The organism is Methanobacterium bryantii (assembly GCF_002287175.1).
Classification (GTDB): domain Archaea; phylum Methanobacteriota; class Methanobacteria; order Methanobacteriales; family Methanobacteriaceae; genus Methanobacterium_D; species Methanobacterium_D bryantii.
The window spans coordinates 553,856-575,478 of the sequence record NZ_LMVM01000012.1 but is presented as its reverse complement, the minus strand read 5'-3'; the positions used below and the strand labels follow the sequence as shown (position 1 = coordinate 575,478).

The 21,623-nt window shown below is 31.3% G+C and carries 25 protein-coding genes and 2 tRNA genes; 20 read left to right on the top strand and 7 right to left on the bottom strand.

Annotated elements, in window-relative coordinates:
- Positions 1–26: 26 nt before the first annotated feature.
- Entirely contained in the window at positions 27–533 is a 507-nt protein-coding gene (locus tag ASJ80_RS08340; RefSeq protein ID WP_069585074.1) for a GerW family sporulation protein, read from the bottom strand.
- A 360-nt stretch (positions 534–893) separates the two neighbouring features.
- On the opposite strand from ASJ80_RS08340, the gene ASJ80_RS08335 reads away from it, so the two are divergent.
- Together ASJ80_RS08335 and ASJ80_RS08330 are read left to right on the top strand one after the other, a co-directional pair.
- Positions 894–1,820: a prenyltransferase gene (locus tag ASJ80_RS08335; protein WP_069585072.1), complete on the top strand. Its 927-nt coding sequence runs from the start codon at positions 894–896 to the stop codon at positions 1,818–1,820.
- Positions 1,821–1,933: 113 nt separating this feature from the next.
- A complete protein-coding gene (locus tag ASJ80_RS08330) occupies positions 1,934–3,316 on the top strand; it encodes an MFS transporter (protein WP_069585070.1) in 1,383 nt (460 codons plus the stop codon).
- Positions 3,317–3,349: 33 nt separating this feature from the next.
- Here the strand turns inward: ASJ80_RS08330 and ASJ80_RS08325 are convergent, their stop codons facing one another.
- A complete protein-coding gene (locus tag ASJ80_RS08325) occupies positions 3,350–3,817 on the bottom strand; it encodes an HIT family protein (RefSeq protein ID WP_069585128.1) in 468 nt (155 codons plus the stop codon).
- A 172-nt stretch (positions 3,818–3,989) separates the two neighbouring features.
- Here ASJ80_RS08325 and ASJ80_RS08320 point away from each other — a divergent pair, with 172 nt between their 5' ends.
- The 6 genes from ASJ80_RS08320 (at position 3,990) to cofG (ending at position 8,966) form a co-directional block, all read left to right on the top strand.
- A complete protein-coding gene (locus ASJ80_RS08320) occupies positions 3,990–4,259 on the top strand; it encodes a DUF2769 domain-containing protein (protein ID WP_176720313.1) in 270 nt (89 codons plus the stop codon).
- A gap of 9 nt (positions 4,260–4,268) precedes the next feature.
- The gene (locus tag ASJ80_RS08315; RefSeq protein WP_069585068.1) at positions 4,269–5,285 is read left to right on the top strand and encodes a histone deacetylase family protein; all 1,017 of its coding nucleotides are present in this window, start codon (positions 4,269–4,271) and stop codon (positions 5,283–5,285) included.
- A gap of 98 nt (positions 5,286–5,383) precedes the next feature.
- Positions 5,384–6,064, top strand: coding sequence for a DUF2100 domain-containing protein (locus ASJ80_RS08310; protein WP_069585066.1), 681 nt, complete (start codon positions 5,384–5,386; stop codon positions 6,062–6,064).
- Positions 6,065–6,386: 322 nt separating this feature from the next.
- Positions 6,387–7,364: a GTP cyclohydrolase MptA gene (mptA, locus tag ASJ80_RS08305; RefSeq protein WP_048081807.1), complete on the top strand. Its 978-nt coding sequence runs from the start codon at positions 6,387–6,389 to the stop codon at positions 7,362–7,364.
- Positions 7,365–7,387: 23 nt separating this feature from the next.
- The gene (locus ASJ80_RS08300; protein WP_095652059.1) at positions 7,388–7,822 is read left to right on the top strand and encodes a DUF2120 domain-containing protein; all 435 of its coding nucleotides are present in this window, start codon (positions 7,388–7,390) and stop codon (positions 7,820–7,822) included.
- Positions 7,823–7,886: 64 nt separating this feature from the next.
- The gene (cofG, locus tag ASJ80_RS08295; RefSeq protein WP_069585065.1) at positions 7,887–8,966 is read left to right on the top strand and encodes a 7,8-didemethyl-8-hydroxy-5-deazariboflavin synthase subunit CofG; all 1,080 of its coding nucleotides are present in this window, start codon (positions 7,887–7,889) and stop codon (positions 8,964–8,966) included.
- A 220-nt stretch (positions 8,967–9,186) separates the two neighbouring features.
- On the opposite strand, the gene ASJ80_RS08290 is transcribed toward cofG, so the two are convergent.
- Positions 9,187–9,588 carry a response regulator gene (locus tag ASJ80_RS08290; protein WP_069585063.1) on the bottom strand — a complete coding sequence of 134 codons (402 nt, stop codon included), beginning with the start codon at positions 9,586–9,588 and terminating at the stop codon, positions 9,187–9,189.
- A 707-nt stretch (positions 9,589–10,295) separates the two neighbouring features.
- On the opposite strand from ASJ80_RS08290, the gene ASJ80_RS17310 reads away from it, so the two are divergent.
- The 3 genes from ASJ80_RS17310 to ASJ80_RS08280 are packed head-to-tail and all read left to right on the top strand — an operon-like array spanning position 10,296 to position 11,612.
- Entirely contained in the window at positions 10,296–10,442 is a 147-nt protein-coding gene (locus tag ASJ80_RS17310; RefSeq protein ID WP_218105074.1) for a hypothetical protein, read from the top strand.
- Positions 10,384–10,755: a GNAT family N-acetyltransferase gene (locus ASJ80_RS08285; protein ID WP_218105072.1), complete on the top strand. Its 372-nt coding sequence runs from the start codon at positions 10,384–10,386 to the stop codon at positions 10,753–10,755. The genes ASJ80_RS17310 and ASJ80_RS08285 overlap by 59 nt, the downstream gene beginning before the upstream one ends.
- A gap of 32 nt (positions 10,756–10,787) precedes the next feature.
- Positions 10,788–11,612 (top strand): pyrroline-5-carboxylate reductase dimerization domain-containing protein, encoded by an 825-nt coding sequence (locus ASJ80_RS08280; protein WP_069585062.1) that lies wholly within the window; start codon positions 10,788–10,790, stop codon positions 11,610–11,612.
- A gap of 22 nt (positions 11,613–11,634) precedes the next feature.
- Here the strand turns inward: ASJ80_RS08280 and ASJ80_RS08275 are convergent, their stop codons facing one another.
- Positions 11,635–13,407, bottom strand: coding sequence for a DUF2207 domain-containing protein (locus tag ASJ80_RS08275; protein WP_069585060.1), 1,773 nt, complete (start codon positions 13,405–13,407; stop codon positions 11,635–11,637).
- A 260-nt stretch (positions 13,408–13,667) separates the two neighbouring features.
- Between ASJ80_RS08275 and ASJ80_RS17865 the strand changes: the two genes are divergently transcribed.
- Together ASJ80_RS17865 and ASJ80_RS17790 are read left to right on the top strand one after the other, a co-directional pair.
- Positions 13,668–13,898: a nitroreductase family protein gene (locus ASJ80_RS17865; RefSeq protein ID WP_083241046.1), complete on the top strand. Its 231-nt coding sequence runs from the start codon at positions 13,668–13,670 to the stop codon at positions 13,896–13,898.
- Positions 13,899–13,987: 89 nt separating this feature from the next.
- Positions 13,988–14,176, top strand: coding sequence for a nitroreductase family protein (locus ASJ80_RS17790; protein ID WP_083241038.1), 189 nt, complete (start codon positions 13,988–13,990; stop codon positions 14,174–14,176).
- A gap of 171 nt (positions 14,177–14,347) precedes the next feature.
- Here ASJ80_RS17790 and ASJ80_RS08260 read toward each other — a convergent pair whose 3' ends face one another.
- Positions 14,348–14,605 carry a hypothetical protein gene (locus ASJ80_RS08260; RefSeq protein ID WP_069585058.1) on the bottom strand — a complete coding sequence of 86 codons (258 nt, stop codon included), beginning with the start codon at positions 14,603–14,605 and terminating at the stop codon, positions 14,348–14,350.
- 356 nt (positions 14,606–14,961) lie between these two features.
- Here ASJ80_RS08260 and ASJ80_RS08255 point away from each other — a divergent pair, with 356 nt between their 5' ends.
- The 7 genes from ASJ80_RS08255 to ASJ80_RS08225 all read left to right on the top strand — a co-directional run bounded on the left by ASJ80_RS08255 (position 14,962) and on the right by ASJ80_RS08225 (position 19,556).
- The gene (locus ASJ80_RS08255; protein ID WP_069585056.1) at positions 14,962–15,420 is read left to right on the top strand and encodes an Hsp20/alpha crystallin family protein; all 459 of its coding nucleotides are present in this window, start codon (positions 14,962–14,964) and stop codon (positions 15,418–15,420) included.
- A 141-nt stretch (positions 15,421–15,561) separates the two neighbouring features.
- Complete coding sequence (locus ASJ80_RS08250) at positions 15,562–16,128, top strand: Hsp20/alpha crystallin family protein (protein ID WP_245837530.1); 567 nt, start codon at positions 15,562–15,564, stop codon at positions 16,126–16,128.
- 569 nt (positions 16,129–16,697) lie between these two features.
- Positions 16,698–16,769, top strand: a tRNA-Cys gene (locus ASJ80_RS08245).
- Between the two features lie 35 nt (positions 16,770–16,804).
- Positions 16,805–16,951, top strand: a tRNA-Trp gene (locus ASJ80_RS08240).
- Between the two features lie 62 nt (positions 16,952–17,013).
- Positions 17,014–17,610, top strand: a complete 597-nt coding sequence (locus ASJ80_RS08235; RefSeq protein ID WP_176720314.1) for an MBL fold metallo-hydrolase — start codon at positions 17,014–17,016, stop codon at positions 17,608–17,610.
- A 283-nt stretch (positions 17,611–17,893) separates the two neighbouring features.
- Positions 17,894–18,697 (top strand): helix-turn-helix transcriptional regulator, encoded by an 804-nt coding sequence (locus ASJ80_RS08230; RefSeq protein WP_083241037.1) that lies wholly within the window; start codon positions 17,894–17,896, stop codon positions 18,695–18,697.
- A 100-nt stretch (positions 18,698–18,797) separates the two neighbouring features.
- Complete coding sequence (locus ASJ80_RS08225; RefSeq protein WP_176720312.1) at positions 18,798–19,556, top strand: UbiA family prenyltransferase; 759 nt, start codon at positions 18,798–18,800, stop codon at positions 19,554–19,556.
- Positions 19,557–19,623: 67 nt separating this feature from the next.
- Here the strand turns inward: ASJ80_RS08225 and ASJ80_RS08220 are convergent, their stop codons facing one another.
- Positions 19,624–20,274, bottom strand: coding sequence for a potassium channel family protein (locus ASJ80_RS08220; RefSeq protein WP_069585051.1), 651 nt, complete (start codon positions 20,272–20,274; stop codon positions 19,624–19,626).
- 392 nt (positions 20,275–20,666) lie between these two features.
- Positions 20,667–21,440 carry a slipin family protein gene (locus tag ASJ80_RS08215; RefSeq protein WP_069585049.1) on the bottom strand — a complete coding sequence of 258 codons (774 nt, stop codon included), beginning with the start codon at positions 21,438–21,440 and terminating at the stop codon, positions 20,667–20,669.
- Positions 21,441–21,623 lie beyond the last annotated feature (183 nt).

Sequence of the window (21,623 nt, the reverse complement as noted above, 5' to 3'; positions counted from 1 at the left end):
TGAGGGAATTTTTCCCCAAATTAATATTACATTCTAGGTTCTGAACCCGGGCCGCGAGGTGTTACACCTTCAGATTCTCCCCCACTTTGACCTCCCATTTCTTCTTTTCCTTTTTTGGCCATTTTCATTCCTTTTTTCATTACTCCTTCAGGGCCGCCTTCTTCTTCCACCATTTTTTTAATGCCTTGTCCTACGTCTGTTACCATTTTAGCTAGAGGCCCCATACCATGTACAGATAATATTTGAACACCTTCTGGACCTTTTATATCTTTAAATGCAACTATTACAGATACAGGGCTTATTCCGGCTCCACCACCTGCACCTGCGCCTTTTCCTTTATTATCACGCATGCCGCCCATTCCAGCTCCAGTTCCAAACATCAATCCTACTTTAGTTATTGGAATTATTACTTTATCATCTATTTCCATTGTTTCTCCTATCACATTATCAGTGGCTAAAACTTTCAAAAGTTCATCTATAGTTGTTTTAATGACATCAGTCATTTCCTTCATATCTCCTTCCATTTCTGCCATAAAAAATCTACCTCCAAAATTTATTCTATTTCTAATATGTGATCATAACTATTTATAATTTAGTAATACTAAATAACCTAAAATACATTGTAATTATTATCCATGAATAAAAAAAAACCAAGTTAAAAAATAAAGTTACCACCAGTAACTCCATTATAACAACTAATTCTATTTTAATATCAATTATACACATAAAAGTCTGCTAATCTAAGAAATTGACGTTTTAACCGCCAAAATTGCAATTATTTACGAAATAAATACTCCCACATGTAAAGACCTAAATTTCATTTATTACAAGCATAGTAAAAAAGTAATATAACATCGGATAAACATATATTATGTAGCTTAGAGGGGCACCGCATGAATTTAAATTATGTTAAACTCGTTAAAATTGTTAAACTGGGGCGTTTTCATTTTTTACTGGGAAGTTTTCTGTATTTTTGTATTGGAGCGTTCCTTGCAGTTTTATTGAATGCTGAATTTTCTTTAAACAAATTTTTACTGGGTTATGCTATTTTATTTACTGCGCAGCTTTCTATGCATTACAGCAACGATTATTTTGATTTAGAGGCAGATAAATATGGTAAACCAAGCCAGTTTGCTGGTGGAAGCGGAGTTCTAGTTGAAAATCCGGAACTTAAGAAATTTTCAAAATGGTTTTCAGTTGCGCTTTTAAGCTTATCTTTAATCATTGCTGCAGTATTTGTGTTATTATTTTCTTATCCCCTATGTTTCTTTTTATTTATGGTATTTGCAAACCTTCTAGGATGGTTTTACGCTGCTCCCCCAATAAGATTATCCTACAATAAACTTGGAGAACTTGCAACCATCTCTACAGGTTTCGTGATGCCTGCTATAGGTTACTTAACCTTAATGGGAACAATAGACATGCTTTTTATTATTTTTTCAATGCCCCTTCTACTTTACCAGATGTTGTTCATCAGTGCAGTTCAAATTCCAGACATGGAAGGAGATAAACTTGGAGGTAAAATTACCTGGATTGTATCCAAGGGACGCAAATTTGGCTTTAAAATAATTGCAGTCTCAGGAATAATGGCCACATTATCTTTTTTTAGTATCTCAATTACCATTTTGTATCCCTCAATTTTAAATTTTAAAGTTATTACACTCATCTCACTAATTCCACTTAGTCTTGCCATATTAAGCTATTTAAGAAGAACAGAAGATAGAAAAAATGCGCTGCATCTCGTAAATAAAAATCTAATATCTTTAACCATATTTTTAACTTTAACAAGCTTCTATTTTTTATATCTCATTATATCCTAATTAATTTATTATACAAATAATAAATAGTATATAAAGAAAATTAGAACCTCATTTAAAGTTTTAAACCTCAAATGAAAACAAATTTAAATTATAATTAATTTGGAACTATAAAAATGAAAAAAAAGGAGATTAAAAACATAGTTTTAATCACTGTGGCACTTGGCTCTTTCCTCGTACCATTTATGGGAACTTCATTAAATATCGCTATCCCCACAATTGGTACAGACTTTGCTTTAAACGCTATTTTATTAAGTTGGATTCCAACCATATTTATTTTAGCTAATGCAGCATTTATACTCCCTTTTGGAAGATTAGCCGACATACATGGAAGAAAAAAGATTTTTACCTATGGGGTTGCAATTTTTACATTTGCCTCATTTCTTGCTGCAGTCACCCCTTCTGCAATTTTACTTCTCATATTTGTATTTTTACAGGGTATGGGCTGTTCAATGATTTTTGGAACGGGAATAGCTCTTATTTCTTCAGTTTTTGAAGAAAAAGAAAGGGGAAGGGCATATGGAATTTATGTTACATCAGTTTACACAGGAATTTTCAGTGGATTGATACTGGGCGGATTTTTAATTCAACAATTTGGATGGAGAATTATCTTTATGTTCAACGTTCCTTTTGGTCTTTTAATACTTTCAATCATTTTATTGAAGTTTAAATCAGAATGGGCAGGATGTAAAGGAGAACATTTCGATTTTGTAGGTGCAGTACTTTTCATTTTCATAATGATAACATTGATGCAGGGATTTTCCACACTTCCTAATGGAAACACAGGCAAGTATCTGATACTAATTGGTATTTTAGGAACTCTGATCTTTATAAAATATGAAACTAAATTGAAACACCCTCTTTTAAGGATTTCTATCTTTAGAAACACATTTTTTACTATTTCAATAATTTCAATTTTAATAATTAATCTTGGAACTTCTGCAATGACCTATCTGTTAAGCCTTTATCTCCAATATCTAAAACTGCTGAGTCCCAATGCTGCAGGAATCATTCTGGTTTTACAACCCCTATCTGTAGCTGTTTTATCACCCTTTGCAGGGAGAATATCAAATAAAGTTGAAACCCGCACAATTACATCCATAGGAATGGGTATCACAACTATCGGTCTTTCTTTGTTCGTTTTCTTAAACGAAAATAGTCCATTATACATAATAATTTTAGGATTAATCCTTGTTGGAACTGGCCTGGCACTTTTTTCGTCCCCCGCCACAAATGCAAGCATGAGTTCTGTAAGCAAAAAAACTTATGGAACTGCTTCGGCAACTGTTTCAACTATGGTATTTACTGGGCAGCTGCTGAGTATGGGAGTTGTACTTCTAATTTTTGCAGTGTATCTTGGAAATGTCCAGATAACGTTCCAGTATTATATGACATTTTTAAAAAGCTTAAATACTGCATTCATGGTTTATACAGCAGTTTGCTTTGCAGCAATATTTGCATTGATTTTAATGGGTAAAAATAAGAACTCAATTGATTAATACTTAAAATAACTAAGACATTCCCTTTAAAATTTATATCTCAAAATTATCTTTTATTTCTTTAATGATTTTTATCCGGACATCTTCTGCAACTTTACGGATGCCTCCTTTTGTTTTCATTGTACTGGATCCAAAACATGGGTCTTCAAAAATAAGGCCTTTAAATTCCGTTTTTTCTTTATATCGAGGTATCATATGCCAGTGCACATGTGGATCTGGAGGATCTTTACGGTAAGAAGAATTCATCAGACAGCCCCAGTTAAACATTGTGGAATTAAATGCTTTTTTAAGTGCATATTCTAATTTTTTAACAATTTTACTAAATTCAAGCCATTCTTCATCCTTTAATTCTGACAGATCTCCCTCAAATCTTTTTAAAGCTATAACACATGTTCCTAGGTTCCTTTGATCAGGTGCGAGTAAAATAATCCAGTAGTCTGTTTCAGCTAGTAAATCTCCATAATTGTAATCCTTTAATTTTTCAAAATACTTGCATTCCATACCCATTCCATTCCTGGCGTTTATATTAAAATATACTGAATTTAACACATTTTAATTTTATTAAATATATGAATTTTTTATTAAACTTACAGCATCATTTAATACATTCAAATTTCAAAAATATAAATTGATCATTATGAAATTTGAGGATTTAAAAAATGAATTGAATAAAATGAGCAGTTCAGATAAAGATAAATTCATTGCAGAATTAAGGAATGATTGTATCTGCCATGAATGCCCCACTTACAATAACTGTACACGAAAAAGCAAAGAGCTCCTTTTCTGTATTTTAGGTAAAAGTAATTGTCCAATGGATGAAAGAGCATGTCTATGTCCCCGAGATTGCAGTGTACATCAAAAATATGACATGAAGTTGTCCTTTTACTGTTCAAGAGGTAAAGAAACAGAAAGACGTGCTGAACTATATACAATAAATATATAGGTGTTTAAGTTGAATGCACTTGTCTACTGCGAGGATTATAAAAAGCATGATACTGGAAACCATCCTGAAAACAAAGAACGTTTAAATGCCATAATTAATTCTCTAAAAAAGGAAGGTATTCTAAGTAAAATTCACTGCATTTGTCCTCCATCTGCAACAAAAGAGGATATTTTAAGAGTTCATTCCAAAGCTCATGTTGAACAAATTAAATCTTTCTGCCAGAATGGGGGAGGATATATAGATTATGACACATATGCATCTCCCCAAACTTACGAAATTGCAAAACTTGCAGCTGGCGGCGCAATTAAAGCGTCAGACTTAGTTTTAAACGAGTACAACAGTGCATATGCAATTGTAAGACCTCCAGGACACCATGCGACAAGAAATAAATCTATGGGATTTTGTATATTTAATAACCTGGCCATATCTTTAGAATATTTAAGGCAGGAACGCAAAATTAAAAAATTTTTTATATTTGATTTTGATGTTCACTTTGGAAATGGAACATCAAAGATATTCTATGAGGACCCTGATGTATTTTATATTTCTATTCATCAAAATCCAAGAACATTATTTCCAGGAGATGGATTTGTAGAAGAAATTGGTAAGGGTAATGGTGAAGGCTGTAATTTAAACATTCCAATGGTCCCTGGATCAACTACAGATGATTATATTTACATTCTGGATAAAATTCTTGAACCGGCATCATCTAAATTTAATGCAGACTTTTATTTTATGGATGTTGGGTTTGATGGCCATGTAGATGATCCACTTTCAAGTCTATCTCTTACTGATGAGTTCTATGAATATATAGCAGGAAAAATGATGGGCATTGCGGGTTCATTAGCTCTAATTTTAGAAGGAGGATACAACTTAAACATTCTTTCAAGGTGTAATGTTAAAATGATAAACGCACTAAATAATATAAGCCATGATAATTATAAACATGAACTGAAAGTTTCAGAAAGTACAAAGAATACGTTTAATAAAATAAAAGATGTATTTTCGCCATTTTATGAATTTTAGGTCTTATACTAATCAATGAGGAAATATAAATAAGTTAAATAAATATTAACACATCAAAGAATTATTTTCTCCACAAAATTTAATTAACGGTGATATTTATGGAAAAACTTAGACTTCATCAAGCTCAGTTACTAATTAAAGAAGCAGGAAAATCTAAAACTACAGGTGAAAAATTTAAAGCCCCCAAAGAAGGAAATATAGACGTTAAGCTCTTTGGAGAAATTTTAGATGAACTGATTGAGGCAGAAGAATTTATTTATTCAAGCAGGCCTTCCCACAAACTCAATGAAAATGATGCGAACTTATTTTGCGGGAAAATTTTAAAAGTGAGAACTAAAATAGACAGCATGCTTGCGAATTTTGGAGTCATCGAAAAAGAAAGCGTTGAAGAAGAGATTAAAAAATTATCTGATGGTCTTTTAATTTTAACAAGTAAAGGAAACTTTAGAAAAATGATATCCAAGTTCGGAGTTGACGCTCAGCAGATACTTGTTGCAGGCGTACCTCTTGAAGTAGAAGATATGAAGATTATCAATCCTAAAATTCCTGAAGCTGCACTCGGGGCAATTTCAAAGAAAATAGAACACGTGAAAAATGATATTAGTAGAAAAATGAGCAGCCTTAGCTTAGAAAAGATTTTAGTAATTATTGAATCAGATAAAGCTAGCGAACTTCTGGGTAAAAGAGCAGAAGAAATTTACAATGCAAATGTAGTTACCTTAGACAATTTAAAGGACTTAACACCAGAAGAATTTAAAGATATAATAACCAAAGTTTAAGCTTTATTTAATTGAAATATAACTAATATTCTTCCATTTAAAGTATTTCAGTACTAAATTTATTTTTATTTTACTTTGAAAATGGTTTTAATAAAGATTTAATAATTATTTACTTACCTTTATAAATCATTAATCCGTATTTAAAATTATAAATAATTAAAAAACTAAAGATATAAAGAATTGATTATCAAATTAGATATATTAAACTATCATCATATCCAATATTGACAGTTTAGTAATACTAAAAAAATGGTTAATTTATGATCTACTTAAACATTTAAGTTCTAAAATACTAAATGATTATCAATCGGGGTGAAAAATTTTGTCTATCACATGTTTTCCAGACACACAAGATAAAGTACCCACTATCCCTGTACATCTTACAAGGGTCGGAGTTAGCGGGGTTAAAAAACTTTTAAAAATTGAAAGAGAAGGGAAAAGACCCATAGTACTTCTACCTACCTTCGACGCCTTTGTGGATCTTCCAAGTACGCAGAGAGGGATCCACATGTCCAGGAACCCAGAAGCCATTAGCGAAGTTCTTCAAGAAGCTATGGAAAGCACAGCAGTTGAAATAGAAAACGTATGTGCTGAAATAGTAAGTCTTCTTCTTAAAAAACACAAATACGCAAGAAGGGCAGAAGTAAGCATGAAAAGCGATTTCATGTTCATGAAAAAATCTCCTGTTACAAAAATGAAAACTCAGGAAATGACCAAAATCATGGCAGACGCCAGCGGTTACAGAGATGGAGATAAAGTTGTGATAAGGAGGATGATCGGTGCTGAGGTCGTCGGAATGACAGCATGTCCTTGCGCACAGGAATCTATAAAAGAAAGTTCACGACAGAAACTTCTAGAGTTTTTAGATGAAGAAACAACTGAAAAAGTCTTAAATACTGTATCTCTTGCATCGCACAACCAGAGGGGAAGGGGGATGATCATGATAGAAGTCCCAGAACAACATATGATCCGCGGCGAAGACCTTATAAGGATTATAGAAGACTCAATGAGCTCTTCAGTATGCGAACTTCTTAAGAGGTCCGATGAAAATGCAGTTGTGGTCCATGCGCATGAACATCCAATGTTTGTTGAAGACTGCGTAAGAAATATGGTACAGAAGATCGTGAATGAATATTCTCACCTTCCAGATGATACATTAGTAACTGTAAGACAGATAAATGAGGAAAGTATACACAGACATAACGCATTTGCAGAAAAAGTCGCCATGTTAGGTGAGCTAAAGTACGAAATTGAAGGTATAGAAGAAAATAATCAGTCTGCTAAAACAATTTGTAACTGAGATCATTTTGGAGAGGATACTAAGTGAAGCCAATACACAAAATTGCAGGTCAGGTAATGGGTGATTTAGAGGCATTCCATGGATCAAAACCTGCCATAGATGCCGATAATATTCTCATTGTAAGGGGAATGTCAAGAAAACAATTTAATGAAGAACTGGATGAAGTTCTTTCGAATCTTTTAAAAAAACTCGGTGCACGCCAGATAGATATGTTTTCCGAAGAAGGGGGGAACATGATCGGCATAATGGATGAAAGGATAAGAGAAAGTGTTGATATTCCAGGTGAAACTGATATTACTGGAGTTTACCTGCTTAAAGAATCTTTAGAAGCCATGAATTGTAATGTAGCATATACATTAGGCCTCATCGATAATGTTGGGACTTTTATCGTTACATGGAAAGATAAAAGTGGAATAGGTCCGCAGTTCGTGGAAGTGGTTGCTGCAAATATAGAATAATAATTTTTTCTCCTTTTTTTATAAACTTTAAATTACTATTTTTACAAATTAAACGGAAGATAGCATGCCTGAATACTCAAAAGAAGAAATAATATCCCTTTTAAATGCAAAAGGTAAAAATATTCTATCTTTAATTTCTACCGCAGAGTCTCAAAGGGATAATGGCACAATTACATATTCTAAAAATGTCTTTTTACCACTTACAGATATCTGCAGGAATGAATGCGGATACTGCACCTTCAAAAAAACTCCAGATGATAAAGAAGCGCGAATTTTAATGAATTATCAGGAAATTTTTGATATTTTAAATGAAGGAGATAAATATAATTGCAAAGAAGCTCTTTTTACCTTTGGAGAACGTCCTGAAGAAACTTCGCAAGTAAAAGCAGCGCTTGAAGATAAAGGGTATTCAAATATGGTAGACTATCTTTATTTTATCTGTGATGAAACCCTAAAAAATACAGGACTTTTACCTCACAGTAATCCAGGAGTGCTAAAAAAGAAAGAACTGGAATTATTAAATGAAGTAAATGCATCTATGGGTTTAATGCTTGAAAATACAAGTAAAAGACTTATGAAAACAATTGTACATGAGAAAAGCCCTGGAAAAGATCCAAAGCTGAGAATTAAAACTATTGAAAATGCAGGAAAGTTAAACATTCCATTTACAACAGGACTGCTTATCGGAATAGGGGAAACAATAGAAGAAAGAGCTGAATCACTCCTTGAAATAAAACGTATTAATGATAAATACGGCCATATCCAGGAAATTATCATTCAAAATTTCAAGCCAAAACAAGGGATCCCCATGGAATCATGGAAAGAACCATCTGTAATTGAAATGATAAAAATGGTTGCTGTAACCCGGCTTTTATTCCCGAATACTGGAGTTCAAGTCCCTCCAAACTTAAATAATCATAATGCACAGGTATTTCTCCTTGCGGGTGCTGATGACTGGGGAGGAGTTTCACCGCTTACAAGGGACTTCGTAAATCCAGAAGCTCCATGGCCCGAATTAGAAGATCTTAGAAAAATGACAGAAGAAATGGGACTATCTTTAGACGAAAGACTTCCAGTCTATCCTGATTTTATATCCTCTGAATTTTTAAGTGATCGGATTATGGAAAAGATTAATTCATTTTAATCTGTAGTTTTTGATCAAACACTCGAAAATCTCTGATTTTCAGTGCTTGCAAATCTTTGATTTGCAGCCGTGAAAATTGAAAATTTTCACATGCCCCAAAAAAAATCGGAGATTTTTTTTGATGGCTTTTTCTAAAAAGTTTGAGTGATAGGATTATGGAAAAGATTAATTCATTTAAATAAAAATGTTGAAAAAAGAAGAAAAAAATAATTATTTTTTCTTATTTACTTGCAATAAACCTTTTATATATTTTCCTTTTGTAAAGAGCGTTTTCAACGGTATATTTTAATTGATTTTCTTCAAGAGGTTTAAATATACATCCATAGGGTTTTGTAGCCCTCATATGCTGCATAATTTCATTATTGAAATAAGGGGTTATATATACAATGGCCGTATCAAAATTATCAGCTACTTTTTTAGCAAAATTTATTCGGCCATTCATATTTCCAAGTTCTATGTTTATGAGTACTAAGTCTATTTTTATCTCCTGAACTTTTTTAAGAGCTGTTTTTTCGGAGCATGCTATGAGAGGGGCATTATATCCCCAAAACTCAAACCAATTTTGGAGATTCATTGCAGTCATGGCTTCATCTTCAACAATCAAAATTGTTGTATCCGACATATGTCACTAACTCCATTTAATAAATTTTCCAAATTTTGTATTACTACATTATAATATATTATTATTCGTTACATATAAACGTTATAATTTTTACAATATAAGCCCCAATTTGCTTAAAAAAACGTATTTTGCGTGAAAATACATTAAAAATTGGTTAAATTACATAAAAATGAATATTAACCTATTTTTTCTTTTACCAAATGTAAAAATTTAGAGGCATATCACAGATTCAAATTATAAATAAAACAAAATTAGCAGCCTAATTATATTTATGCCATATTAAATTGACATAAAATGTCCATTTATACGGAATAAAACTTAATATAAATTATAACCACATATTAACTTTATAATTTTATTATTAAATAGGAACTTAAAATTGGGTTCTACAAATCATAGTAATTTATGCATGATAACAGTCAAAAAGTATAGATTCTAAAGATGGATCAAATAAAAAATATACTACTTATTTTAATTATACTTTAATTATTTTACAATTGCGAATCTGAAATTATACAATAAGTATAAATTATGTGCAGAATCTAAACCCAACTAAATCATTTAAAGGATCTAGATGATCTTTAAGAAATTCCATATATTCCATTTTAAATAATAATGTTAAGTCAATTTATTGCCCAATTTTTATCAATTTTTCAATGCATTTAATACATTATTAACTTGAAATTAGTTAGTAAAGTTGGTTAAAAATGATAACTAAAAAAGCTGAATTTTCAGATCTGGAAGAAATACTTCAATTACAGAAACTGGCATATAAAAGCGAAGCTGAGCTTTATAATGATTTTAATATTTCCCCCTCTAGTTCAAACATTAAAAGAAGTAGAAGAAGAATTTGAAAACCACGTGTTCCTTAAGGTAGTGGAAAATGAGAAGATAATTGGATCAGTAAGAGCATTACTAATTGATCCTAAAACATGCTACATTGGAAAACTCATAGTCCATCCTGATTTTCAGAATCAAGGAATTGGAACAAATTTAATGAGGGAAATAGAGAGAATTTTCAAGAATTGTGGAAAATTTGAGCTTATTACAGGTCATAAAAGTGGGAAGAATCTAAAATTATATCAAAAGCTTGGTTATAAAGAATTTAAAACTGAAAAATTAACTGAAAACTTAAATTTAGTATATTTAAAGAAAATAAATTTATAGAACTACTCAATTAAATTAAAAGAGGGAATTTAATGTCTAAAATTGGATTTATAGGTTATGGAAGTATGGGAAGCATGATCATAGAAGGTCTCCTATCTTCGAATGTTATAAAACCTGATGAAATAATTGTTTCAAATAGAACAAAGAGTAAACTGGAGGATATTAAAAAAAAATATCCTGAAATTGAAATTACAGATAACAATGCATATTTAGCAGGAAAATGTCGTAAAATATTCATTTTTGTAGGTACATCTGCAGTAAAAGAAGTAATTGAAGAAGTGAAAGATGAAATTTCAGGAGATTCCCATATTACATACATTGCAGCAGCTTTAACCATGGAGAATGTGGAAGGTGCATTTCCAGGGAAAATTACCAAAGTCATACCTAGTCTAACCTCCAAAGTTAATGAAGGTGTTTCTCTTATCTGTCACAACGAGGAAGTAACTGAAAAAGAAGCAGATTTTGTAAATAATCTCTTCAGCTCAATTAGTGATGTAAAAATCATTGATGAAGAAAATTTTGAAGCAGGATCTGATTTAACAAGCTGCGCTCCTGCATTCATTGCAGAGATCTTCATGAAATTTGCCGAAGCAGGCGCTGAAAATAGTAATTTTACCCCTGCCGAAACCCAAGACATGGTTATAAAGACTCTTTATGGGACTGCAAAACTTCTTTATGAAGGAAATATGGGTTTTGAAGAGGTAATTTCACGAGTAGCCACAAAAGGGGGCATTACAGAAGAAGGTGTTAAAATACTGGAAAAAGAACTGCCAAATACCTTCGATGAGCTTTTAAAGACTACTTTAACTAAGAATAAGAAAATTAAAGAGGCGTTAAACAATCAAATGATTAATTAAAATTATTTCAAAGAAGCTTAGTTTAAAAAGCTCCTCCTCCACCCCCTCCAGAGCCACCTCCCGCACCGCCTCCAACATTAGCGTAACCAACGCTCATACCACTATTCGTTCCAATATAAATAGCATTAAAACCACCCCAATAATGGAAATTATACATGGCACTCCTAGCTAGTTGATCTAGAGGAAAAATCTCTTCCATGTCCATTATAACCTCAGCTGCTATTCCAAATGCAGTGGCATAAACAAGATATTTATTCCATACTTCAATAGACTCCGGAGTGTGTTTTTTTATCATACTGAATTCTTTTAAATATCTTTTAAATTTTTTCCATTTCTCATAATTTAACCTGCCGTAATCTGTCCATTGTCCAGGGATTTTTGCAGGAGTAATCAAAGAGATTATTGCGACGATTCCCAGAATAATTGCAGCATATTTAGCATATATAGCTGCAGGGATATTATCCCCCATTAAAAATACCAGGAAGAAAGCTGCCTCTAATCCTATCAATCCATATATCTTCAGATATCTATTTCCCTTTTTATGAAATACTTTTTTAACTGTTTCATCATCTAATAATTCTTCTTTTAAATGATATTTCCAATTAAGATAAAAATGCATGAAAATTTTTGCATTTTCTTTCTTTTTTAATTCGTCTTTTAATTTATTTAAATTTACAATACGATCTTCCTCAAATTTTTTAAAGAATTCAAAGACATCTCTTTCAAAATTTTTAAGTTTCGATGGATCTTTATATGTTATTTTGAGGGCAAGAGAATTTTCATCATTTGAAGGATCCTCATTAAATCTTAAATAATCCCTATCTATTAAATCCATTATTGTCGCCCTAAATCCATTTATATCTGGATCTCCAACTAATTCACTGCCATATAAAGCATTTATAACTGCAGGAGGATCATTAGAAGGCAAATCTCTCTCATATTCATTTAGATAATCAATTTTTGGCTCCCTGCCAAATTTAAAATAGATGAATAATGGAAAAAGTGCACATAAAATTATTAGAATTGTAAGTAAAGAGTATACTTTTGTTTTAAAATTTAATTCATTTTCATAATTTTTCTGGGTAATTTCAAGGTATCCACGTATATCTGATTTAAACCGCAGTGCATAGGGAGTACTATTTAAAAACTGATTAGAAGGTATGGCCATCAATAACTCAAACCAATTAGCTGAATAAATAGGTTTAGTAGTGATACTCAGGGTTTGATTATGCCACGTAGTATTTTGGACGAGATATGGGGGATTTAACCAGTATTGTACTCCATTATTTGATTTTAAATGAATATTAGCCGTTAAATGGCCTACATCCTGTTCCCATCCTTCCCCCCATAGTTTATACTGGAGTTCAGCAACATCGTTGTAAATTTTTATTACATTAACAAAATCATATTCTATAAAAACATCTACATCCCTATCATTTATGGGAGCACTCTTTTGAGGATCAGAGTAAAGAAAAATCTTTATAGACTTCTCGTCCATACGATTGGTAACATTATAAGAGCAATATGCACCTTCAGCATATACCTTTAGATTCGCTAACTTTTCTCCAGATTTGATAGGTATATCACGATAAACACCATTATATGTCCCTATAAATGAATAATGAATTTTTTCTTTTACATGAAGATTACCATTTTCTTCCACAAAAAGATCAATACTCGCAGAAGGAATAGAATAACTTCTTCCCTTTTGATCTGAAGCAGTAGCAATGCCAGATAATAAAGAAATAACAATTATAAATAACAAAACAAATGAAATAAAATGTTTTATATTCATTAGATCACCTAAACTTAAATTTGAGAGTATAATCTTTTTCCCAAATGATAATCACATTATTAATCTAATTAATCCCATTAAATCTTCCATATCTAATTTAATTAAATATAACTTCATATTTGTATAAATGACAGGCATACTTCACTTAATAATAATTATTCTTTTGTTATTTAATATGATTGGAATTAAATATTCTACTAATGTTTTTATTTTCGCAGATACATTACTTTATAAAGATTCTCCAAATATGAGAAAAAGAAATTTTAACCACTAAAAACGCAATCGAAAACCGGAAAAGTATAAGGAAATTCAAGGACAAATCCCTTCCAGAGGAGCATATAACAGAATTAATAAAAGCTGCAAGACTTGCGCCTTCCGGCTGCAATGCACATCCATGGCGTTTTAAGATTGTTAAAGATAATGAAACAAAGATGAAACTTGTCAAAGAGCCCACAATCAAACTTTTATTGGTCCGGCCCCAATTGTACTAGTTTGCTGTGCCAATGTTTCAGATTATATTGAAGGTTCAGCCTCTGGAATTCAAGATTTAGGTAAAATAGGTGCTGTTGAAGACAATATCGTGAATATAATTTGCAGAAATGTAGATGAAATGAAAAAAATGAGCATATCTGAGATTAGTCCAAAAATAGCAGCTAACGTGGCAATAGCTATTGAACACATTGTCTTACGAGCCCTTGATTTTAATCTTGGAACTTGCTGGATTAGAGCATTAAAAGAAGATAAAATCAGAGACATCTTCAGGGGATGAAAATATTTACCCTGTAGCTTTACTGCCTGTAGGTTACCCTGATGAAGATCCTGCGCCAAAAAAGGCTTAAAATTGAAGATATAACCATAGATTAATTGGACTTTAATTTAAGTTATATCTAAAATTACATCAATAGCCCATTAACGAAATCTTCAATTTTTAATTACAGCTTTATCTGCTGAAAGCCATTTTATACAGCGCGTATATAATTACAATATATGCAAGGCTCCTTATTATCACTAAGACTGTTAATGAACTCGCATAACCCAAAATAGTTGCAAAATGTGAAATTCCAAAAAGGCCAAATGCTGCAGCTATGTAAAGAGGGACTGTACTTTTAACTTTTTCATATCCTACAATACCAAGGGCCACTATTATAATACAAAAAATCAAGTTTACGATTATTACCGGATCTAGAACAAGTACCATGTTTTATCACCTCATTCATTATCTCTAAATATTAATTATGTATAAACTCTTATTTAAAAACAGAACAAATCAAGAAGAACTTAATAATTCTTTTAAAATGTAATATCAACTGAAAATTTTAAAAATTTAGTTGTTTAATTAGTTATACTCCTTCCAATTTTAACATCACCCAATTATATGTTGTTCTGTTCCTTTAATATTAATTTTATAACCCTATTTTCAACAGATGATAATTATTAATCTATATTTATAATATTCAGTCAAATAATAAGCTTTTAAATTTAATAAGTTATGGAAAAGTTTATATATTATTTTTGAAATATAATGAAAGCGACTCAAATAATGAGGCTGAAAATATGAACAAAAGATATAGAAATAAACAAAAAACTATTTTAGATAGGAAAGGTTTAGTTGAAAGGATGCTGGAAGATACCGCACGAACAATCGACAGTATTAAGTACGATATCGAAAAATCAGTGGTTGACTACACATTTGTACCTGGAAAGGATATTATTGAAACAGATGAAGACGTAATAGTACATGTGGACTTACCAGGCATCAAAAAAGAAGATATTGAACTAAAACTTACCGAAACCAACCTTAAAATTGTAGCTAATTTTGATATAACACAGGAAGTCGAACAAGGAAGTTACATAACATTTCATGATAGGAAATCAGGTGTTATGAGGCGATCTGTTAGATTCCCTAAGAAAGTAGTTCCAGAAGAAGCTGAAGCTACCTTTGAAAATGGCATTTTAACAGTTGAAGTTCCAAAATTGGAGAAAACAGAAAGTTTTACCTTGGAAATCAAATGAAAAATGAAACTTTAATTTCTGCAGGTTCTTTATTTTAGCGACGTCATGAACCTTAGGACTCAAAATATGTTTCATAATTTATCAAAAAACGAGTATTAAAAATTAAAATTAAATTAATAAATATACTGGGAGATAATAAAAATGTCAATTTCAAAAGATATGGCCGAATTTTCAGAACATATGGCTAAAAAATCACATAAAGGTATGAAAAAAACAGCTTCAGAATTCTTTAATGTTGTTAATTCAATTTCAGCAGATAAAAGGCACAGACACAGCGAAAATACCATTCTAACTAAAAGAAGTTTAGTTAAACAAATATTGAAAACCACAACAAGAACAGCAGATAATATTAAATACAATTTCGGAAAATCAGTTACAGACTACAAATCTGCACCGGAAAAAGATATTATCGAAACAGATGAAAATATAATCGTGCATTTGGACATGCCTGGCGTTAAAAAAGAGGATATTAAACTTAAAATTACAGATTCAAATCTTAAAGTTGAAGCATGCTTTGATATAACGCAGGAAATCGAAAATGGAAGCATTACTATAAACGATAATACAACTGGTCTTTTCAAACGAGAAGTGCAATTCCCTCAAAAAGTGATACCTAACGAAGCTAAAGCTACCTTCCAAGACGATGTTTTAACAGTTGAAGCCCCAAAAGTAGACAGGGCAGAAAGCTTCAAAGTAGAAATCAAATGAGAGCAATTATCGGTGAATTTAGACTTTAATTAGGAATAAAATCTAAAAACCTGCATGTTTATTATTTAGATTCTATTTGGAGAGGGTGGGATATACTTTTTTAAAATGAGAATCAATACAGCCGCCTCCTGTGAGATATTAGCCAATATCTCCACATATTGATTCTTCCGGTGAATAGAATTCAAAATATAAACATTATCCTTATTTTTTAAAATAATATAACCCCAAGAAAGCCTAAACTCCCAAATTATTCTTCATTCAGCCATAAATGATTTTTAAGAAAAGTGCAGGTTTTCTATGTGCCAAAAGTTTAAACAATTCCATTATCTGCAACTTCATAAAGAACAGTAGCAACTTTCATATTTTTCAGGACCAACACGAAAGTATTATTATAGATAATCTATAATACATCTATAATTAATTGTAATTATGTTTCTAAAAAACTTCAAAAGAAGTTAAGTATGATTTATTTGTCTTATTTGATTGAGTTATTCTGTTAAATTCAGAACCTCACATTCCGTAAGGTTTAAATACTAATACAGCATAATTTAACTAATGAGCTATGATATGCCAAGGTAGCTTAGAGGCGAAGCGGTGGACTGCAGATCCATTACACGGGAGTTCAAATCTCTCCCTTGGCTTTCAATTTTGAATAATTAAAATTAATGATTATTTAGGGGTCATAGTGTAACCAGGCTATCATCTGGGACTCCAGTTGTCTTTGAAGAAATGCGCGCTCTGAGGTTTAGTACCCAATGATGATCAATTGGAGTACTGAGACAAGAGAAATCCTAGGATCTGGGTTCAAATCCCGGTGACCCCATTACTATTTTTACCTGAATCATCAAAAGGTGATTGAATTTGAAAAAAATAAATGATATCCTCATGATTGAAGGGTCTGGTTCTGATTGTAATATTTACGTCTTTGATGATGTTATAGTTGATACTGGAACCGGTGAAAATATTGAATATTTGCGTGAATCACTAAAAAAAGCAGATTTAAATATTTCAGACATATCACTGATTGTAAACACCCACTGCCACTACGATCACGTAGGTGGAAACAGATATTTTAATTCTAAACTTGCAATACATGAAAAAGATGCCCTCGCGCTTGAAAATGGAGATCCTATTGCAGTTGCTTCCCAGATGTTTGGAAGAAGTATAGAACCTCAAAAAGTTGATTTTAAACTAACAGAAGGAGATAAAATCCATGATTTCGAGGTAATTCATACACCCGGACATACAATAGGTGGTATCTGCCTTTATAACGGCAAAACACTGATATCTGGAGATACTGTTTTTGCAAATGGAGGATTTGGGAGATATGACCTTGGTGGAGATATAAATATGTTGAGGGAATCTTTAGAGAAGCTTTCCAAACTTGATGTGGAATATCTACTTCCAGGACACGGCCCTGCAGTTGATAACAGTTCAGAGCATATAAATTTATCTAATAGAATGATTAAAGGAATTTATTGATTTTTCTAATTTAAATCTTAATTTTCTAAATTTATTTATATAAATTCAAGGATAACATTTTAATTTAAGTTATTTTTAGCTTTAATTTATTAAATAGGATACATATACTTATTAGATAAAATAATGCTCAAGAAATAAAAATAATATAGTATTTATTCTATCAATGTGCATATTATATTGATTAATATAAAAATAATTATAAAAGCATGTATATTACTATTAAATGTCTCAATATTACTTAATAACAATAATCGCAATTTATATCAATAAGGAAGTATAAAATATGAATTCAAAAGGTATTTATGAACAGTATGACGAGGCAGCAGACCTTTTGAAGTTTTTAACCAGCTCCAATGTTCGTACCGGCATATTGTTGAGTTTAAATGAAAGTTCCAAAAACTTAACTGGCTTAAAACAGGACCTTAACCTAGAATCATCTACCATTATCCATGGTACAAGCAAGCTTGAAAAACGCGACTTAATCTTTAAAAACGGGGAAAAATATAGTTTATCACAAATAGGGAAAATATTTGCCCTTAAATTAATAAATCTAATTAAAACAATAGATACTATAAAAAGTCATGAGAAATTATGGCTTAATCATGAAATAGACAGAATCCCTGAAGAATTGTTGTTAAAAATCGGAGATTTGAATGATTCAATTCTTATAAAATCGGACTTTACAAACATCAATAAGCCACATACAAATTTTATACAATTACTTAAGCAAACAAAAAAAATGAAAGGAGTTTCTCCCGTTTATCATCCTGACTTTCCAGAGATTATAGCAACTTTGATTTCAAAGGGTGTAGATATCCAACTTATAGTGACTATCTCTATTTTAAAAATACTAAATCGAGGGATTTTAAATGAATTACTATCAAAAAAGAACTTCAAGTTATATGTAATAGATGAAGAAGTGAGAGAAGCATTTACTGTCACTGATAACTTTATTTCCTTTGGATTGTTTATAGTTGACGGAATATATGATTATAGTATGGATCTCATAAGTGATGATAAAAATGCCATTGTATGGGGACAAAAATTATTTGAATACTATCTCAAAAAATCAAAAAAAGTTAATTAATAAATTATTTTTACAAATTAAAAATTTAATATTATTTTTAATAATAAACTCACTATTTATATCTTCCGTTGGTTTTTCATTAATATATTTTTCATTTTTATTGTTAGATATTGTACCAAACATTAACTTACTTTTAGCAATGTTTTTTGTAATTCTCAGCATATACAACTTAAATAAATTAACAGATAAATATGAAGATTCAATCAATTCACCCGAAAGAAAGAATTACGTTTTAGGTAATGAAAAATTTATTCTGATTATAACAGTATTATCTTATACTACTACTCTTTTATTGGGGTTTTTTGTTAATATTTTAGCTGTAATTATTCTGCTCTTCCCATTATTTGCTGGAATTTTATATAGTGTAAATATACCCCTCAATATTCCACGTTTAAAAAATATAACCTATGCAAAAAATGTTACCGCAGCCCTAAGTTGGACAATTGAAATAATTGCACTTCCATTAACATGTTTATACAAATCTACCATAATCACAATCTTATTATCATTTTTCATTTTCATTAAACTAGTTGTAAATGCAGTTATTTTTGATGTAAGAGACATAGAAGGGGACCGAGAGAACAATATAAAAACCATCCCTGTTGTTATCGGACGGACAAAAACCAAAAAATTGTTATTAGCAATTCATTCTTCACTTATTCCATGGCTTGCATTATCCATTTACTGGGGTTTTTTTACACGTTATCTTCCAGTGTTGGTTTTCTGTATCATTTACGGATACTGGTATATCCACTATTTCTGTAATACTGAAAAAGTTCCCAAATATGCTACAGATCTGCTGGTTGATGGAGAATGGATATTTGTAGCAGCATTATGCTTTATTATAACCTTAATATAACTGAAAATAAACCTAAAAAAATAATTAATTTAGTTTAAAACTATTTTAAAATAAGAAATTTATACATTTATTTTGTAAATGTCTTCACAACATCCTTTACAGCGCGGTTTTTAACGAGAATTGATACTTTATCCCCGTCATTTAAAACCATATCCGCCTTAGGAATGGTTATTTCACCATTTTTATACAGGGCCACAATTATATAATCATCTGTAGGGTTAATTTCGCTAATTTTCTTCCCTATAACCTTAGTATTTTTTACTGTAAGGTCCAGTATTTCAGCATCACCCTTTCCAATAACTATTAAGTCAGCCACCTTTGGCCTTGTTATTAATTTTTCGAGGTACCCTGCTGCTGTAAGCTCTGGACTTATAACATCATCTATTCCTACTTTTTTAAATGCTTCTTCATGATCAGGGTTGCTTAACCTTGCGATAACCTTAGAAATATTATACTGTTTTACAAGTATACAGGAAAGAAGATTTGCCTCATCATTTCCAGTAGCTGCAACAAAAACATCTGCCTCACTTACATTTGCCTCTTCAAGCGTTTTTGTATCAGTGCCGTTACCACAAATAACTAATGCATCCAATTCAGCCGCTGCATTGCCACATAAGCTGTCATCGCTTTCAATAAGGGTCACGTCATGCCCTCGACTAACTAAGTTAGATGCAAGATTTAATCCAACTCTTCCTGCACCCATTATCACTATATACATCTTTACGCCTCTATTGTGAGTATTTTAAGAATAATAAAATAATTTTTATTAATTAATTCATTAATTTATTTGAATCGTTAGACTTTCAAATATTTCTCATCATACTATAAAAATGTATATCTAATAATAAATTTTTAACTATCATATCACCTGTAATTAAAGCAACTTACAAACGTCTAAATAACAAATGGAATAAACTAAGATTTCTTAAACTAAATACACGTTAGTCAGCATGTAAAAATCTATGATTTTTACGGTTGAAAATCGTAGATGTTCAAACATGTAAAAATCTATGATTTTCCAGTTGAAAATCCCTCAAAAAACAAGTTTTTGGCAGTGTTTGTAAGCTTAGATTTTCAAATAAAAAAAAATAAAAGAAAGGATTATGTCTTTTACTCAGCCTTCACTTCTGATTCCATGAAGTCCTTTAAGTCCCTAACTGTTGACATGAAGCTTGCAGGGAACACTATGGTAGAATTCTTCTCACTTGCTATCTCAAGCAGCACCTGTAAGTTACGTAATTGAAGCGCTATTGGGTGTGCAGTTATTATATCTGCAGCATCACCAAGTTTTTTAGCTGAAAGGAATTCACCTTCAGCAGAAATAATTTTAGCTCTTTTTTCTCTTTCTGCTTCAGCCTGCCTTGCCATGGATCTCCTCATTGTTTCAGGTAAGTTGATATCTTTAATTTCTACAGCAGTGACCTGTACACCCCATGGTTCGCTGTGTTTATCAATTATCTCCTTAATTCTTTCGTTTATCTTTGAAGTTGAAGATAAAACATCATCCAACAGGAACTGTCCAATTACATTTCTCATAGTAGTCTGAGCAATCTGGTTAACTGCTCTGTTGTAATTTTCAATTGCAACAACTGCATCATATGCGTTAACAACCTTAAAATATGCAACTGCAGCCACATCAATTGATACATTATCCTGAGTTATTATTCTCTGGGAAGGAATAGGCATAGTGACAATCCTAAGGGATACTTTATCCAACCTATCCACTACAGGAATAATCAGGCGCAAACCAGGATCTTTAACCCCTATTACTCTACCAAACCTAAAATGCACCCCTCTTTCATATTGATTTACTACACGTATTGAAAGACCTAAAATAATCAAAATTATGATTCCCACAATAAAAAGCGTTACGAGATCAGCCATTTTGTTACACCTCCTATCACATCTTAGTCACGTTAACATAAGTTATGTAATAACTGCCTATTAAATATAAAGATTAAAGTATGATTAAAATACTAAAATAATTTTTGATTATATGAGATGATTATAATTTTTACTTTAAGTCAATATAATAATAGAAATGAGTAACGCTTTAAAATTTAAGTT